The organism is Castellaniella sp. S9, assembly GCF_027257175.1.
Classification (GTDB): domain Bacteria; phylum Pseudomonadota; class Gammaproteobacteria; order Burkholderiales; family Burkholderiaceae_B; genus Castellaniella.
Genome location: NZ_JAPFGD010000013.1, coordinates 78,470 through 95,157 on the forward strand (window position 1 = coordinate 78,470; position 16,688 = coordinate 95,157).

Consider the following 16,688-nt stretch of genomic DNA (forward strand, 5'->3'; position numbering starts at 1 on the left):
GCACCCTCTGGAGTATTGGATGAGCAAGCCCCAACAAGTCCCCGAGGCCGGCCCCGCCAGTGCCTTTCGCGCCCAACTGCTGTATTTCCGCGACGACCGCGAGGCCGAGGACGAGGCCTGCGTGTGGATCCGGGACGGCCTGCTGGTGATCGCCGACGGGCATGTGCGCGACTGCGGCGAGTACGCGCGCCTGGCCCCGACCCTGCCGCCGGGCACGCCGGTGAACGACTGGCGCGACCGCCTGATCGTGCCGGGTTTCATCGATACCCATATCCACTATCCGCAGACCGACATGATCGCCTCGCCGGCGCCCGGCCTGCTGCCCTGGCTCGAGACCTACACCTTCCCGACCGAGCGCCGGTTCGAGGATCCCGACCATGCGGCGGAGGTGGCGCGGTTCTTTCTCGACGAGCTGCTGCGCTCGGGCACGACGACGGCGCTGGTGTATTGCACCGTGCATCCGCAATCGGCCCAGTCGTTTTTCGAGGAAAGCCATGCGCGCAACCTGCGCATGGTGGCGGGCAAGGTCATGATGGACCGCAATTGCCCCGAGTTCCTGCGCGATACCGCGGAATCCGGCGCGCGCGACAGCGAGGCTCTGTTGCAGCGCTGGCACGGGACGGGACGCCAGATGTATGCGCTGACGCCGCGGTTCGCGCCCACCTCCACGCCCGAGCAACTGGCCTTGTGCGGCGAGCTGGCGCAGCGCTATCCCGATGTGTTCGTCCAGAGCCACGTGTCCGAGAACAAGGACGAGGTCAAGTGGGTGGCCGAGCTGTTTCCCGGCTATCGCAGCTATCTGGACGTCTATGACAGGCACGGCCTGCTGCGCCCGCGCTCGGTCTACGGGCATTGCGTATGGCTGGACGACGACGATCGCCGGCGCATGCGCGATGCCGGCGCCGTGGCCGCGCATTGTCCGACCTCCAACCTGTTCCTGGGCAGCGGCCTGTTCGACTTCGCCGCGGCGCAGGCCTGCGGCATGCCGGTGGCGCTGGCGACCGACGTGGGCGGGGGCTCGTCCTTTTCCATGCTGCGCACCATGAGCGAGGCGCACAAGATCGCCCGCCTGTCGGGCTATCACCTCAGCGCCCGGCGCATGTTCTGGCTGGCCACCCAGGGGGCGGCGCGCGACCTGGGGCTGGCGGGGCGCATCGGCACCCTGGCGCCCGGCGCCGAGGCGGATTTCGTGGTGCTGGACCCCGCGGCCACGCCGCTGCTGGCGCGGCGCAGCGCCCGCGCCGACACCCTCGAGGAACAGCTGTTCGCACTGGCCATGCTGGGCGATGACCGGGCCGTTGCCGCCACCTATGCGGCGGGCCGAGAGGTCAACAGGCGGTCATAAGCCTCTGCCATAATGGGCGCATGAACGATCCCAGCGATTTCATGCATGCCCCTCGGCCGACCTCGATGCCGGCCCTGATCCCGTTTGCACGCTTCAGCGACGCGGACGCCGCGGTCGAGCAGCTGCTGACCATCTATGCGCGCAACACGGCCTTCATCCGCGACGCCTTCCGCGAATACAGCGCGGGCCGCCTGTCCGAAGGGCAGCGCGTGCGCGCCTGCTACCCCGCGATCCGCATCCGGGTGGACTCGTACCAGGAGGTCGACAGCCGGCTGTCCTACGGCCACCTGGTCGAGCCCGGCATGTATATGATTACCGTGACCCAGCCGGCGCTGTTTCGCGACTATCTGCGCGAGCAGGTCGGACTGCTGATGCGCAATCACCGGGTGCCCGTCGAGATCGGCGAATCCGACATGCCCATCCCGCTGCACTTCGCCTTCCCCGAGGGCGAGTACGTCGAGGGCGAGTACATGGAATCCCCCGGCCACACCCTGCGCGACCATTTCGACGTGCCCGACCTGGCCGTCACCGACGATGCGATCGTCAACGGCACCTGGCAGGGGCGCCCGGGCCAGCCGCGCCCGCTGGGGCCGTTCACCGCGCCGCGTGTCGATTACTCCCTGCATCGCCTGCAGCACTATACGGCGACGGCGCCGCAGCATTTCCAGGACTTCGTCCTGTTCACCAACTACCAGTTCTACATCGAGGAATTCGTCAAATGGGCGCGCGCCACGCTGGCCGCCGGGGAGGGCGGCTACACCGAGCTGGTCGAGCCCGGCAACCGCATCGTCACCCGGGAAACCGCGGGCGAGCCCGCCATGCCCCTCGAGCGCACGCCGCAAATGCCGTCCTACCACCTCAAGCGCCCGGGCCATTCCGGCCTGACGCTCATCAATATCGGCGTGGGCCCATCCAACGCCAAGACCATCACCGACCACGTCGCGGTGCTGCGCCCTTCGGCCTGGCTGATGCTGGGCCACTGCGCCGGCCTGCGCACCACCCAGCGCCTGGGCGACTATGTACTGGCCCACGGCTATGTGCGCCAGGACCACGTGCTGGATGACGACCTGCCGCTGTGGGTGCCCGTGCCTCCCCTGGCCGAGGTCCAGGTGGCGCTCGAGCAGGCGGTGGCCGAGGTGGCCGGCCTCAGCGGCTGGGAGCTGAAAAAAATCATGCGCACCGGCACCGTCGCCACCATCGACAACCGCAACTGGGAGCTGCGCGACCAGCAAGAGCCCGTCCAGCGCCTGTCGCAGTCGCGGGCGATCGCCATGGACATGGAATCGGCCACCATCGCGGCCAACGGCTTCCGGTTCCGCGTGCCCTACGGCACCTTGCTGTGCGTGTCCGACAAGCCCCTGCACGGCGAACTCAAGCTGCCCGGCATGGCCAGCACCTTTTACCGCACGCAGGTCAACCAGCACCTGCACATCGGCATCCGCGCCCTCGAGCGCCTGCGCGAGATGCCGCCCGAGCGGCTGCATTCGCGCAAGCTGCGCAGTTTTATCGAGACGGCGTTCAAGTAAGGCAAAAGGAAAGCGTCCGGGGCCATGCACGCGCACGGCCGGCTGGGTGCATGACCCTGGGACCGCTCGTCCGTGTAAATTGTCAAAAATATTGCGACATACTGTTAAAATCAGTTGGGATTGTAAAAGAAAATCATATGGTTAATCATGCTCCTGTAGTGCGGTGGCGGTTGGCTTGCACGATCCGTACATTTTGAGTAGGAAAAAATAAATGGAGGTGGCATGAAAAAATTTTCTCTTTCGGTCGTGATGGTGGCCTGCGTCGGGGCCCAGTTGTTCTCTCAGCCCGTGTTCGCTGCGGAGCCGGTCAAGATCGGTGTCCTGGTCGACATGAGCGGTCCTTATTCCGCCTTCGGCGGGCCGGGGGTGGCGCTCGCCACCGAAATGGCGGTGAAGGATTTCGGTGGGACAGTGCTCGATCGTCCCATTGAAGTCTTGACGGCTGATTACCAGAACAAGATCGATATCACATCCACGCGGGCGCGCGAGTGGTACGATCGCGACAAAGTCGACATGATCATCGAGTCGACGGATTCGTCCTCGGCGCTGCTGCTTCAGAAACTGGCCGCAGAGAAAGAAAAAGTCGTCATATTTGCGGGCTCGGGCACATCGCGGCTGACGAATGAGGACTGCTCGCCCTACGGCATCCATTACGTGTTCGATACTTATTCGCTGGCGAATTCGACGGCCAAGGCCTTGACGCAGGCAGGGAACAAAAGCTGGTATTTCATTACTGTTGACTATGCCTTCGGCAACTCGCTGCAGGCCGACGCCACTAAAGCTATCGAGGAACTCGGCGGCAAGGTCCTGGGCAGCTCCAAGCACCCGGCGGCCTCGGCGGACTTCGGCGCGTTCCTGATGCAGGCCCAAGGGTCCGGCGCCAATGTCGTCGCCCTGGCGAATGCGGGCAAGGACCTGCAGAACACGCTTCGCCAAGCATCCGAATTCGGCATTTCCACCCAGCAGATCATCGCACCCTTCTACATCTTTGAAACCGACATCAAGGGCGTTGGGCTGGACCTGGTGCAGGGTGCGCAGTACACCACGGGCTTCTACTGGGATCGCAACGATCAGACCCGCGAATGGTCGAATCGCTTCTATGAGAAGCACAAGGCAATGCCAACAATGATCCAGGCGGGCGCCTATTCGGCCGTCATGCATTATCTGCAGGCGATCAAAGCCGCGGGCACCGCCGACGCCGCGGCGGTCATCGACAAGATGAAAGAGCTGCCGATCAACGATATGTTTGCCCAGGGCGGATATATCCGTGAGGACGGCCGTATGGTGCATGACATGTATCTCATGAAGATCAAAGCGCCCGCCGAATCCGAGGGGGAATGGGACATGGCCACAGTGCAGACGGTCGTGAAGGGCGACGACGCTTATCGTTCCTTGTCTGAGAGCACCTGCTCGCTGGTCAAAAAGGGCTGATTTCACGGGCCGGCCCGCGAGCCGGCCCGGTCACATGCGGGGGAGCCGGTCCGTAGGGCACCCCGTCTTTCATGTGGGAAAGCGATATCTTGATTGGCGTGGCGGCATCGGGCCGCGCGTCGGCGTGGCGGTAAGGAGATTGGAAATGAATCGTCTAGAAGGAAAAGTGGCCCTGATCACGGGAGGGGGCGCGGGGATTGGCCGCGAAAGCGCGCTGCTGTTCGCCCGCGAAGGCGCCACCGTGGTCATCGCGGAACGGGATACGGAAGCCGGCCAGGAAACCGTATCCCAGATCCGGGGCGCGGGCGGGGAGGCGCTGTTCATCCAGACCGACGTCACGGAGGCCACAGAGGTCGAACGCGCCGTCGCGGCGGCTGTCGAGCGCTATGGGCGTTTCGATGTCATCTACAATAATGCGGGCGGGTCCTCTGCGCGGGACGCGCGCGTCACCGACGCGCCCATCGAAGAATTCTGGGCCAAGATCAAGGTGGATCTGTTCGGCACCTGGCTGGGCTGCCGCTACGGGATTCAGGCGATGATGGATGCCGGCAACGGCGGTTCCGTCATCAACTGCACCTCGATCTTTGCCTTGATCGGCACGCATGGCAAGGATGCCTATACCGCGGCCAAAGGCGCGGTCAGCGCCCTGACGCGGTCCATGGCGGTCGAATACGCGCAATACAAGATCCGCGTCAACGCGGTCGCGCCGGGGGCCACGGCCACTGCGCGAGTCTTGAAGCTCCTGCAAGAGGACAACGTCACGTCGAAATCCCTGGATGGGCAGTTGTTTGGCATCATCAAGCCCGAGGATGTGGCCTACGCCGCGCTATACCTGGCCTCGGACGAATCAAAATCGACCACCGGACATATTCTTTCGGTGGACGGCGGACTGACGATCTCTTGACCTGCGCCACCTATCATCCCAGAATTACCGAGGAAGCCATGTTTCACCACATCGTCATGTTGAGCCTGCGCGAGCCGTTATCGCAGGAGGACCACGAGGAAATCGACGGCGAGTGCGCCCTCTTGCTGCGCGAGCTTCCAGGCATCCTCAGCCTGCGGTTCGTCCGTAATCGCTCGGACCGCTCGCTCGCGTACACCCATGCCTTTGTATCCAGCTTCGTCGACGAGGCGGCGCATGACCTCTACCAGCAGACGCCACTACATGCGCCTCTCAAGCAAAAGGTCAAAGACATTGCCGATCACCTCGTCGTTCTGGACTACGAAACCTGATCGCAGGAGGCACGCGCGCCATGGATATGCAACTCGCAGGCAAGAAGGTCTTGATCACCGGAGGGTCCCGGGGCATAGGCGCCGGACTCGCCGATGCATTCGCCCAGGAGGGGTGTGCCTTGATGCTGGTCTCCCGCTCCGAGGCATCCCTGGAGGCCCTGCGCGACGACCTTCGCACGCGCCACGGCGTCGCCATTGACACCCTGGCGCTCGACCTGACCTCGCCGCAGGCGCCCAAGACCCTTGTCCAGGCCTTCGGCGACGCCGACATCCTGATCAACAATGCGGGGGCGATTCCGGGCGGCGACCTCTGGCGCGTCGATGGCAAGCGCTGGCGCGAGGCCTGGGAGCTGAAAGTCATGGGCTATATCGATGTCACTCGGGAATTCTATGCGTGCATGCGCGAGCGCGGGCACGGCGTGATCCTGAACAATATCGGCAGCGGCGGCGAGACCTTTGATTTCAATTACATCGCGGGCACGGCGGGCAACGCGGCCCTCATGGCATTCACTCGTGCCCTGGGCGGCCGCAGCCTGCACCATGGGATCCGGGTGTTGGGCGTGAACCCGGGACCCGTCGCGACGCAGCGGATCGAGGACCTGATGCGCACCCGCGCGCAAGAGCAGTTCGGCGATCCTGAAGAATACGCCCGGCTCTTCGAGAAGCTGCCCTTGGGCCGCCCCGCCCACGTGCGTGAAGTTGCCGATCTGTTCGTCTTCCTGGCCTCGCCCAGGTCCTCGTACACGTCCGGGACCATCTTCACGGTCGACGGCGGTATGGCGTCGAACCAGTCCATCAGCTGAGCCGAAGGATTCGTCCGACTCCCGAAACCGATCGACAGCACCCTAGACCCACTGGAGCAACCATGTCTCAGAACACCCGATATTCGGGCTATACGCACATCGTTTTCGACACACCGGCGCCGCATGTGCTGCGTTTGACCCTTGATAAGCCCGAGACCGTGAATTCACTGGATGCCCTGGGCCACCGCGAGATTGCCGAGGTTTGGAAGGAGATCGACACGGACCCCGACGTCAGCGCCGTCATCCTGCGTGGCGCCGGCCGCGGCTTTTCAGCCGGCGGGGATTTCGAGATGATCCAGGAGATGCTGGACCATCATGACGCACGCGCGCGTGTCTGGCGCGAGGCGCGCGACCTCGTCTACAACATCATCGATTGTTCCAAACCCATCGTGTCGGCGATCCACGGTCCGGCGGTTGGGGCTGGCCTGGTGGCGGCCCTCCTGGCCGACATATCCATTGCCGCTAACAATGCCAAGATCGTCGATGGTCACACGCGCCTGGGCGTGGCGGCAGGGGACCATGCAGCCATCATCTGGCCGCTGCTGTGCGGCATGGCCAAGGCCAAGTACTACCTGCTGTTGTGTGATCCGCTCACCGGGCAGAAGGCCGAGGAAATCGGTCTGGTGTCGCTGGCCGTGGATGAGGCCGAACTGCAGGACAAGGCGCTCGAAGTCGCCGTCAGGCTGGCGGCGGGATCACCTTCGGCGATCCGCTGGACCAAGTATGCCCTGAACAACTGGCTGCGTCAGGCGGGGCCGATTTTCGATACCTCGCTGGCGCTGGAAATGCTGGGATTCGGCGGACCCGACGCCCGTGAGGGCTTGCAGTCGCACCGGGAACGCCGCAAGCCGGTATTCCCGCAATCCTCGCCGTTCTGAGGGCCCGCGCCCGATCGCCGCGGCGCTCAGATCCGTTCGAGCACGACGGCGATCCCCTGGCCCACCCCGATGCACATGGTCGCCAGCGCATAGCGGCCGCCGGTCGCATGCAGGCGGTTGACCGCGGTCGTGGCCAGGCGGGCGCCGCTTGCGCCCAGGGGGTGTCCCAAGGCGATGGCACCGCCCCATGCGTTCACCCGCGCGTCATCGTCGGCCAGCCCCAGCAGGCGCAGCACCGCCAGGCCTTGCGCGGCGAAAGCCTCATTGAGCTCGATGACGTCGATCTGGTCCAGGCGCAGGCCGGTCTGGGCCAGCACCTTTTGCGTGGCCGGCGCCGGGCCGATCCCCATGACGCGCGGCGCCACCCCGGCCACCGCCATGCCGAGGACGCGCGCCCGGGGTTCGAGCCCGAATCGCGCCGCGCAATCCTCGCTGGCCAGCAGCAGCGCGCAGGCGCCATCGTTGACGCCGCTGGCATTGCCGGCGGTGACGGTCCCATTGGGGTGCACCACGCCTTTTAGCTGGGCCAGGGCTTCCAGGCTGGTGGTCCGGAGGTGCTCGTCCTTGTCCACGGAGACCGGCTCGCCCTTTCTCTGCGGCACCAGGACGGGGATGATTTCCCGGTCGAGGTGCCCGGCCGCTTGCGCGGCCAGCGCCTTTTCCTGGCTCGCCAGGGCCATGCGGTCCTGGGCCTCGCGGCTGATGCCATATTCGGCGGCCACGTTCTCGGCCGTCTCGGGCATGGAATCGACCCCGTATTGCGCGCGCATGAGGGGGTTGACGAATCTCCAGCCGATCGTCGTGTCGTAGACTGCATTGGCGCGCGCAAAGGCACCCTCAGCCTTGGGCATCACGAACGGTGCACGGCTCATGCTCTCGACGCCGCCGGCCAGTGCCAGCCCGGCCTCGCCGGCCTTGATGGCGCGGGCGGCGGTGCCCACGGCATCGAGGCCGGAGCCGCACAGTCGATTGATGGTCGCTCCAGGCGTCGATACGGGTAGCCCCGCGAGCAGCGCGGCCATGCGCGCAACATTCCGGTTGTCCTCGCCGGCCTGGTTGGCGCAGCCGAGCAGCACGTCGGACAGCACATCCCAATCCACGCCTGGATTGCGAGCCATGAGGGCGCGCAGCGGCACGGCCGCGAGATCGTCCGACCGCACATTGGACAGGGTGCCGCCGTAGCGGCCGAACGGGGTCCGCACCGCGTCGCAAATCAACGCTTGGCTATTCATGGGGAACTCCTGGAACTTAATGATCAAAAAAGACGGAAAGATCGGCGCGCACGAACCCATGGCCCGTGGCCTCGCCCAATGCCTGAAGCTCGGCCTGCAGCCGGTCCGTCGGCTGGTGCCGCGCCCAGAACACGGGGCCGCCGAGCGTGCGCGGGAAGCCATAGCCTTCCGTCAGCGCCACATCGACGTCGCCCGACCTCAGCGCGACGCCTTCGGCCAGCAGCAGCCCTGCTTCGTTGGCCATGGCGAGCAGCGCCCGGCGCCGGATGGCCTCGGGCGCAAGCGTCTGGCGGACGATTCCGCGCTCGGCGCTGGCCCGCTCGATCACCCCCCGGACCGCGTCGTCCGCCGCTGGCAAAGCCTTGCCATCGACATAGCGATAGTAGCCTGCGCCGGTCTTGCGGCCCAGGCGGCCCAGTTCGCATAAACGGTCCAGTATCGGCACGTAGCGCTCGCGTGGATCGCGCGTGGCCGCGCGCGCGCGGCGCATGCGCCAGGCGATGTCGAGCCCGGACAGGTCGGCCACGGCGAATGGCCCCATGGCGAAACCGATCGCTGTCAGGGCTTGGTCCACGTCCTCGGGCCAGGCGCCGTCCTCAAGCATGAACTCGCATTCTCGGCGGTAGGCGTTGTAGATTCGGTTGCCGATGAAGCCGAAGGCGTTGCTGGCCAGTACGGCGGACTTCCCAAGCTTGGCGCCGAGCGCCATGCCGGTGGCGAGGGTGGCCGGCGACGTCCGGGCCGCCCGCACCACCTCCAGTAGCCTCATGACGTGCGCAGGGCTGAAGAAATGCAGGCCCAAGACATTCTCGGGGCGGCGCGTTACGGCGGCGATGTCGTCGATGTCTAGGTAGGATGTATTGGTCGCCAATATGGCGTCCGGGCCGGCCAGCGCATCGATCCGGCGAAAGACGTCCTGCTTGACCGTGAGGTCTTCGTAGACCGCCTCGATGACCAGGTCGGCGTCGGCGAGAATCGACCAGTCGGTGGTGGACAGGAGCTGGGATTGGCGCTGTTCGGCAAGTGTGCCGGATATCTTCCCCGCCGACACGCGGCGCGCGTAGTGCCGCGCGATGCCCTGGCGGCCCTGTTCCACTAGGTCGCCGTCCCGATCCAGCAAAATGGCAGCCGTGCCGGCCTCGAGCAGGGCGATGGCGATTCCCCTGCCCATGGTGCCCGCCCCGATGACCGCGACACGGCGGGTGTCGAGTGGTTCGGCCTGCAGGGCTTCGGGCAGATGGTCCGCCTCGGCACGGGCGGTGGCCAGGTACGCGAGCGCCTGCGCCGCGGAAATAGAATCGGTGGAAGTAAGCATGGGAATCCGCTGCTGCGTCAAGAGAAGCCGGCCGCCTATTCGGAGCGCATCAGGTGTTTCCCGATCACCAGTTGCTGAATCTGCGTCGTGCCCTCGTATAGGCGCAGCAGCCGTACGTCCCGGTAGAAGCGCTCGACTTTGTATTCGTTGATGTATCCCGCTCCGCCGTGGATCTGGACCCCGCGGTCGGCAACCCGGCCAACCATTTCGGTGGCGTACATCTTTGCGCAAGAGGCTTGCATGCTGATCTCTGGATCGCCGAGAGCCGGCGGTTTTCCATCGTAGCGGCGCGCGCAGGCTTGGACCAAGGACCAGCCAGCCAGGAGCTCGGCTTGACTGTCGGCCAACATGGCCTGGACGAGCTGGAATTCCCCGATACGCTTGCCGAACTGTTTGCGTTGCTGGGCGTAGGCGATGCTTTCACGCTGGATGCGGCTGGCCATCCCGCAGGCGAGGGCGGAGATGTGTAGCCGTCCACGGTCCAGGACCTTCATGGCTGTCTTGAAGCCCCTGCCGGGCACGCCGCCGATGATGTTGGTCGCGGGCACGCGCACGTTGTCCAAGTGGACGTCGCAAGTCTTGGTTCCGCGCTGACCCATCTTCTTGTCCGGCTTGCCGAGCGACAAACCTGGCAGGCTGGCGGGCACCAGGAACGCGGTGATGCCCTTGGCGCCCGATTCCCCGGTGCGCGCCATGAGGGTGAAGGCGCCGGCGCGCGGCGCGTTGGTGATGAAGCGCTTGGTGCCGCTGAGCAGATAATCGCCGCCGTCGGGCACCGCTCGCGCCCTCAGCGATGCCACGTCGGAACCGGCGTCCGGTTCGGTCAGCGCAAAGGAGACGATCAATTCGCCGCTCGCGATGGCAGGCAGATATTCCGCCTTTTGCACCTCGGTCCCGTCCATTAATATGCCTTGGGAACCGATGCCGATATTAGTGCCCACGACCGACCGGAACGCCAGCGCTGTATGCCCCAGGGCATACGCCACCTCGCACTCCTGGCTCATCGACAGACCGATCCCGCCGTACTCCTCTGGAATCGACAGGCCAAAGAGCCCCAGCGCTCTCATGTCGTCCACGATGTCCGAGGGAACGTCGTCGCTTTCCTCGACGACGTCCTCCGCTGGCATCAGCCGCTCCTGAATGAAGCGATCCAGGCTCATCTTCAGCAGCTCGAACGATTCTTGGTCAAGCGCCACGCCGCACTCCTATCATGTCGGGAACGCCGATTTTGAAGTATTCTATGTTATTAGACAATCGGAAATAATATGAACATTCCGTCAAAGGATATTGACCATTGGAAGCGCTCAACGCCCAATCCCTGATCCTTCTCGTGGATATCGTGGACGCTGGCAATCTCAGCAAGGCCGCGCGCAAGCTCAAGATGAGCCGCGCCAACATCAGCTATCACCTCACCCAGTTCGAACAATCCCTGGGCCTGCAGTTGCTACGGCGCACGACGCGCCGCATCGAGCCCACCGAAGTCGGCTTGAAGCTCTATCAGCATGGATGCGTCATCCGTGATGAATTGCTTGCCGCGCGCGAGTCGGTCGACTCGCTGGGCAGGGGGCTGCACGGCTCGGTGCGCCTGAGCCTGCCAACGGGTTTCGGGCATCTGATCATGTCGGACTGGATGATCGAATTCAAGCACACCTATCCGGACATCGCTCTGGACGTCGTGTTCGAGAACCGCATCGATGACCTGCTGCGCGAGGAAATCGACATCGCCATCCGGGTCATGTCGGAACCGCCGCTGCAGATGGTCGCGCATGAACTCTGCCGGGTGCACTACGTCATCTGCGCATCGGCGCAATACGCCCGCGAGCACGGCATGCCCGAGCGGCTGGAGGACCTGCCGGGCGTTCCCCTCATCACCTCGACCGTCGATGGCCGCGACCTCCGTCTTTCAGCCTACCAGGGCAATGAGCGGCAGGAAATCCTGCTCAAGCCCACGCTGGCTTCCGAGAATTTCCAGTTCCTGCGGGAGGCCATCCTGGCCGGGCTGGGCGTCGGGCTGGTGCCCGATTACCTGGTGAGCTCGGCTGTCGCCGAGCAGCGCATCGTCCTCGCCCTGCGCGACTGGCGCTTGAGCGTGTTTGGCACGCGCATGTTCCTGCTGCGCATGCCGGGCCGCTACCAGACGCTGGCCGCGCGCACACTCATCGACTTCACGGTTCAGCGCGTGCGCGCGTGGGCGCAGTCCTGAGCGGTGTGCGGCCTTAGCGGCGGAAACATTGCGGGTTGTCCGTGACGGCCTGCAGGATGAAATCCCAGGTCAGGCGCACCCGCTTGGTCCTGAAGAGATCATTGGGCGCCGCCAGCCATAGTTTGCGGGTGATCTGCGGCCATTCGGGCAGGACGCAAACCAGATCCGACCGTCCCTCGACGACATAGGGCGTCAGCAGGATCAGTCCCATCCCAGAGACCGCGGCCGCGCGTTGCGCCAGGATGCTGCTCGAGGTCATGACACGCTGTGGCTGAGACACCACTTCCTCGAGCACGAGAAAGCGGTCGCTCATGGAGCCATCGTGGACATAGTCGACGAAAGGGTGCGCGGCCAGGTCATGGGCGCTTTCGATGGGCGGATGGCGGGCCAGGTAAGCCGGCGAACCGTAGACGAAATAGTCGATTTCCGCTAGGCGCGCGATGGTGTAGCGTCCTGCTTGCGGAGGGTCCAGCGTGACGACCACATCGACTTCGCGCGCCACGAGGCTCGGGTATTGCGGCTGGGCGATGAGCTCGACATGCAATTCGGGCTGGACCGCATGGAGCTGCGCCAGCCGGGGCGCAAGGACGCAGACGCCGAAAGCCTCGGGCGTGCCGACGCGCACGGTCCCAACCACGCGGCTGGATCGCGTGGCGGTGCTCTCGATGGCGTCGTGGAGTGCCGATTCCATTGCCTCGACGTGATTGACGAGGGACCGGCCCGCGTCGGTCAAAGTATAGCCACTGCGGCTGCGGTCGAAAAGCACGGCGCCGACCAGGGCCTCCAGGCGGTCGATCCGCCGCGATACCGTCGAGTGTTCGACGCCCAGGCGCTGGCCGGCCTTGGAAATCTTTCCAGCCCGGGCTACCGCGAGAAAGAACTGGAAATCCGTCCAGTCATTGAATTTGGACATCGGCGATAAGCGTGTTTTTTGCACAATAAGTTTGCATATTTTCCCATTGTCGTGCAAAAAAATATACTCATAATGGGCACCGACAGCACATCACGAGATCCGTCCACTGGACCGGAACGCCATGACCCACGCAGAGACCACCACACCTTCTTTCACGCAGTCCGACCACACCGCTTCCCGTTGGCAGCCCAATGCAGCCTATGCCGCTCGCTCGGGGGCGCGCGGGCTCATGCAGCGGCTGGGCCTCGCCAGCTATGACGAGCTGTATGACCTGTCGATACGGGATCCCGAGACATTCTGGAGAGCGCTCAACGCATTCTGCGGCGTGGCCTGGGCCAAGCCTTACGACAAGCTGGTCGACCTGTCCGCGGGGGTGGAACATCCTCGATGGTTTCCGGGAGGACAGTTGAATTGGGTCGAGACCGCGTTCAAGTGGGCGGATCATCCGGCGCACGGCGCTAGGACGGCCATCATCGCCGAGCACGAGTCGGGCGGCCACGACACCTTCAGCTACGCGCAACTGCGCGACGAAGTTCGCGCCTTCGCTGCCGGCCTCGACGGCTTGGGCGTGCGGCGCGGCGAGCGGATCGGCTTGCTCATCGAGCCGGGCCTAGAGGCCTATGTGGGCTACCTCGCCATCATCTATCTCGGCGGCATCATCGTGCCCTTGTTCTCGGGCTATGGCGTCGATGCCACCGTCGCGCGTCTCGCGGCGTCGCAGGCCCGCGTCCTGATCGCCTCGACCAGCTTTTCACGCCGCGGCAAGCGCATCGACCTAGTGCCGCTAGTCGAGGCGGCCGCTCGCGAACTGCCCTTGCTGGAAACCATCATCTGGAAACCGCGCAAAGCGGGGGATTCGATCCCCGGCGGGCTCTCCTTCTTCGAGATTGCAAAGACGCCGCCGGACTCGCTGCGCTGCGCGGCGACCGACCCGAACGATCCGTTCCTGCTGATCTACACGTCCGGCACCACCGGCAAGCCCAAGGGCGCCGTCCACACGCACGGGAGCTTTGCCCTGCGCATCCTCAACGATGCCGCCATGCACTTGGACATGGGCTCCGATTCCGTGCTGTTCTGGCTGGCCGACATGGGTTGGATTGTCGGGTCGATCGTGCCCGTCGCCGCCCTGATGCTCGGGGCCACGATGGTGACGTACGACGGCGCCCCCGATTTCCCGGACTGGTCCCGTATGGGCCGCATCGTCGAGCAGCATAGCGCGACGCACTTCGGCGCCTCTCCGACGCTGATCCGCGCGTTGGCCGCCCATGAGGAGGAAGCGCTGAAAGGCGACACCTCGACACTGCAGATTCTGATTACCGCGGGCGAAACTATCGATGCCGAGCATTTCTCCTGGTTCCATGCCCATTTCGGCCGTGGAATCGCGCCGGTTCTCAACTATACCGGGGGCACGGAAGTCAGTGGTGCCTTGTTGACCAGCACGGTGCTGCGTCCGATCGATCCGGGGTCATTTAACACGCCTAGCCTCGGCGTGCCGCTGGATATCGTCGATGTCGATACCGGCAGGGCGTTGACCGGCGAGGTCGGCGATCTCGTCATTCGCGGCCCCTTCATCGGAATGACGCAGTCGTTCTGGAACGACGACGAGCGCTACTTGGATGCCTATTGGCGCCGCATCCCGGGCGTATGGGTGCACGGCGATCTGGCTTTTCGCGACGCCGAGGGTTTCTTTTACATCCGGGGCCGCGCCGACGATACCCTCAAAGTGGCGGGCAAACGCCTGGGACCGGCAGAAGTCGAGGAAGCGGTGCTCGAGCTGGAGACGGTCGAGGATGCGGCCGCCGTCGGGGTGGAGGATGCCGCGACGGGCCAGCGTATCGTGGTTTTTGCCGTTCCCGGCCAGGTCGTTTCCGGACGCGAGGCCGACCGGTTGGCGGAAAGCATCAAGGCACAGGTTGCCAGGACGCTCGGGCGCCCCTTTCAGCCTAGCGAAGTCCTTCTGGTCGAGCAATTGCCCAGGACCCGTAGCTCGAAGGTTATGCGCCGGGTCATTCGCAACCTGTACGACGGCAAGCCGTTGGGCGACCTCTCGTCCTTGGAAAACCCGGCATCCATCGACGCGATTCGCAGGGCGTTGCGCCCGATGCGCTAGCGGCGCTCCGAACTACGCGCTACTCATTTTTCAGGCAGCTATTCCAATGGGCGACTACATACTTGAGACCAGGGGTCTGACCAAGGCTTTTCGCGGGTTCGTCGCGGTCGATGACGTGAACCTGCAGGTGCGCCAGGGTCAGATTCACGCCCTGATCGGCCCCAATGGCGCGGGCAAGACCACCTGCTTCAACCTGCTCACCAAATTCCTCGTGCCGAGCTCGGGCCAGATTTTCTACGACGGCGCCGAGATCACGGGCGACCGCCCGGCGCAGATCGCCAGAAAGGGCATCATCCGCTCGTTCCAGATCTCGGCGGTGTTCCCGCAGCTCTCGGTCCTCGAGAACGTGCGCATCGCGCTGCAGCGCGGCCTGGGCCAGTCCTTTCACTTCTGGCGCAGCGACCGCGGCCTGAGCCGCCTGAACGGGCGCGCCCGCGAACTGCTCGCCGAGGTCGGCCTGGCCGACTTCGCCGGCGAACAAACCGTCAACCTGCCCTACGGGCGCAAGCGCGCCCTCGAGATCGCCACCACCCTGGCGATGGAACCCCGGCTGATGCTGCTGGACGAACCCACGCAGGGCATGGGCCACGAGGACGTCGCGCGCGTCACCGAGCTCATCCGCCAGGTCAGCGCCGGGCGCACCATCCTGATGGTCGAACACAACATGAACGTAGTCGCCTCCATCGCCGATCGGATCACCGTGCTGGCGCGCGGCTCGGTGCTCGCCGAGGGCGACTACGCGGCGATATCCCGCAACCCCGCGGTCATGGAGGCCTACATGGGCACCACCCAGGGCGAACTCGAAGGAGCACACGGATGACGGCTGCGCTCGAAATCTCCGGCCTGCACGCCTGGTACGGCGAATCCCACGTCCTGCACGGCGTGGACATGCGCGTCGAGCAGGGCGAGGTGGTGACTTTGCTGGGACGCAACGGCGCGGGGCGCACGACCACGCTGCGGGCGATCCTGGGGCTGACGGGCAGCCGCAAGGGCTCGATCCGCATCCAGGGCACGGAATCGATCCACCTGCCGACCTACCGCATCGCGCACCTGGGCATCGGCTACTGCCCCGAGGAACGCGGCATCTTCGCCTCGCTGTCGTGCGAGGAGAACCTGCTGCTGCCGCCGACGGTGGGCGAGACGCTGGGCGGGGGCATGTCGCTGACCGAGATCTACGAGATGTTCCCCAATCTCCAGGAGCGCCGGCACTCGCCGGGCACGCGCCTGTCGGGCGGCGAACAGCAGATGCTGGCGGTGGCGCGGATCCTGCGCACGGGCGCCAATCTGCTGCTGCTCGACGAAATCTCCGAGGGCTTGGCGCCGGTGATCGTGCAAGCGCTGGCGCGCATGATCACGACGCTCAAGGCCAAGGGCTACACCATCGTCATGGTCGAGCAGAATTTCCGCTTCGCCGCGCCCCTGGCCGATCAGTTCTACGTCATGGAGCACGGCCAGATCGTCGAACGATTCAAGGCCGCGCAGCTGGACGAAAAGCGTCCCATCCTCGACAACCTGCTCGGCGTCTGATCGGAGGGCACTAAACATGATAGAAATATTCGGCGTCCCGCTGCCGGCCCTGCTGGGCCAGTTGCTGCTGGGCCTGGTCAACGGTTCGTTCTATGCCGTGCTCTCGCTGGGTCTGGCGGTGATCTTCGGCCTGTTGAACATCATCAACTTCACGCACGGCGCGCTGTACATG

General features: G+C 64.9%; 15 protein-coding genes and 1 pseudogene. 12 read left to right on the forward strand and 4 right to left on the reverse strand.

Annotation, left to right across the window (positions count from 1 at the left end; all coding sequences use genetic code 11):
• Positions 1-19: 19 nt before the first annotated feature.
• The 7 genes from guaD (at position 20) to OOZ48_RS17815 (ending at position 7,216) form a co-directional block, all read left to right on the forward strand.
• Positions 20-1,345, forward strand: a complete 1,326-nt coding sequence (gene guaD / locus OOZ48_RS17785; protein WP_269500160.1) for a guanine deaminase — start codon at positions 20-22, stop codon at positions 1,343-1,345.
• Between the two features lie 20 nt (positions 1,346-1,365).
• Positions 1,366-2,871: an AMP nucleosidase gene (locus OOZ48_RS17790; protein ID WP_269500161.1), complete on the forward strand. Its 1,506-nt coding sequence runs from the start codon at positions 1,366-1,368 to the stop codon at positions 2,869-2,871.
• A gap of 222 nt (positions 2,872-3,093) precedes the next feature.
• Entirely contained in the window at positions 3,094-4,302 is a 1,209-nt protein-coding gene (locus OOZ48_RS17795) for an ABC transporter substrate-binding protein (protein ID WP_269500162.1), read from the forward strand.
• Positions 4,303-4,447: 145 nt separating this feature from the next.
• Positions 4,448-5,206 (forward strand): SDR family NAD(P)-dependent oxidoreductase, encoded by a 759-nt coding sequence (locus tag OOZ48_RS17800; protein WP_269500163.1) that lies wholly within the window; start codon positions 4,448-4,450, stop codon positions 5,204-5,206.
• A gap of 38 nt (positions 5,207-5,244) precedes the next feature.
• On the forward strand, positions 5,245-5,535 hold the full coding sequence (locus OOZ48_RS17805; protein WP_269500164.1) for a Dabb family protein: 291 nt from the start codon (positions 5,245-5,247) through the stop codon (positions 5,533-5,535).
• A 20-nt stretch (positions 5,536-5,555) separates the two neighbouring features.
• Positions 5,556-6,338, forward strand: coding sequence for an SDR family oxidoreductase (locus tag OOZ48_RS17810; RefSeq protein ID WP_269500165.1), 783 nt, complete (start codon positions 5,556-5,558; stop codon positions 6,336-6,338).
• Between the two features lie 62 nt (positions 6,339-6,400).
• A complete protein-coding gene (locus tag OOZ48_RS17815) occupies positions 6,401-7,216 on the forward strand; it encodes an enoyl-CoA hydratase/isomerase family protein (protein ID WP_269500166.1) in 816 nt (271 codons plus the stop codon).
• 26 nt (positions 7,217-7,242) lie between these two features.
• Here the strand turns inward: OOZ48_RS17815 and pcaF are convergent, their stop codons facing one another.
• The 3 genes from pcaF to OOZ48_RS17830 are packed head-to-tail and all read right to left on the reverse strand — an operon-like array spanning position 7,243 to position 10,959.
• Positions 7,243-8,448 carry a 3-oxoadipyl-CoA thiolase gene (gene pcaF, locus OOZ48_RS17820; RefSeq protein ID WP_269500167.1) on the reverse strand — a complete coding sequence of 402 codons (1,206 nt, stop codon included), beginning with the start codon at positions 8,446-8,448 and terminating at the stop codon, positions 7,243-7,245.
• Between the two features lie 16 nt (positions 8,449-8,464).
• Positions 8,465-9,763 carry a 3-hydroxyacyl-CoA dehydrogenase family protein gene (locus OOZ48_RS17825; RefSeq protein ID WP_269500168.1) on the reverse strand — a complete coding sequence of 433 codons (1,299 nt, stop codon included), beginning with the start codon at positions 9,761-9,763 and terminating at the stop codon, positions 8,465-8,467.
• 35 nt (positions 9,764-9,798) lie between these two features.
• Positions 9,799-10,959, reverse strand: a complete 1,161-nt coding sequence (locus OOZ48_RS17830) for an acyl-CoA dehydrogenase family protein (protein WP_269500169.1) — start codon at positions 10,957-10,959, stop codon at positions 9,799-9,801.
• 98 nt (positions 10,960-11,057) lie between these two features.
• Here OOZ48_RS17830 and OOZ48_RS17835 point away from each other — a divergent pair, with 98 nt between their 5' ends.
• A complete protein-coding gene (locus OOZ48_RS17835) occupies positions 11,058-11,966 on the forward strand; it encodes a LysR family transcriptional regulator (RefSeq protein ID WP_269500170.1) in 909 nt (302 codons plus the stop codon).
• Between the two features lie 13 nt (positions 11,967-11,979).
• On the opposite strand, the gene OOZ48_RS17840 is transcribed toward OOZ48_RS17835, so the two are convergent.
• The gene (locus tag OOZ48_RS17840) at positions 11,980-12,879 is read right to left on the reverse strand and encodes a LysR family transcriptional regulator (RefSeq protein WP_269500171.1); all 900 of its coding nucleotides are present in this window, start codon (positions 12,877-12,879) and stop codon (positions 11,980-11,982) included.
• A 121-nt stretch (positions 12,880-13,000) separates the two neighbouring features.
• Between OOZ48_RS17840 and OOZ48_RS17845 the strand changes: the two genes are divergently transcribed.
• The 4 genes and pseudogenes from OOZ48_RS17845 to OOZ48_RS17860 form a co-directional block, all read left to right on the forward strand.
• Positions 13,001-14,989, forward strand: a complete 1,989-nt coding sequence (locus tag OOZ48_RS17845; RefSeq protein WP_269500172.1) for an AMP-binding protein — start codon at positions 13,001-13,003, stop codon at positions 14,987-14,989.
• Positions 14,990-15,035: 46 nt separating this feature from the next.
• Complete coding sequence (locus OOZ48_RS17850; protein WP_269495369.1) at positions 15,036-15,809, forward strand: ABC transporter ATP-binding protein; 774 nt, start codon at positions 15,036-15,038, stop codon at positions 15,807-15,809.
• The gene (locus tag OOZ48_RS17855; protein ID WP_269500173.1) at positions 15,806-16,516 is read left to right on the forward strand and encodes an ABC transporter ATP-binding protein; all 711 of its coding nucleotides are present in this window, start codon (positions 15,806-15,808) and stop codon (positions 16,514-16,516) included. The genes OOZ48_RS17850 and OOZ48_RS17855 overlap by 4 nt, the downstream gene beginning before the upstream one ends.
• 16 nt (positions 16,517-16,532) lie before the next feature.
• Positions 16,533-16,688: pseudogene (locus tag OOZ48_RS17860) on the forward strand (branched-chain amino acid ABC transporter permease); the annotation flags it as partial.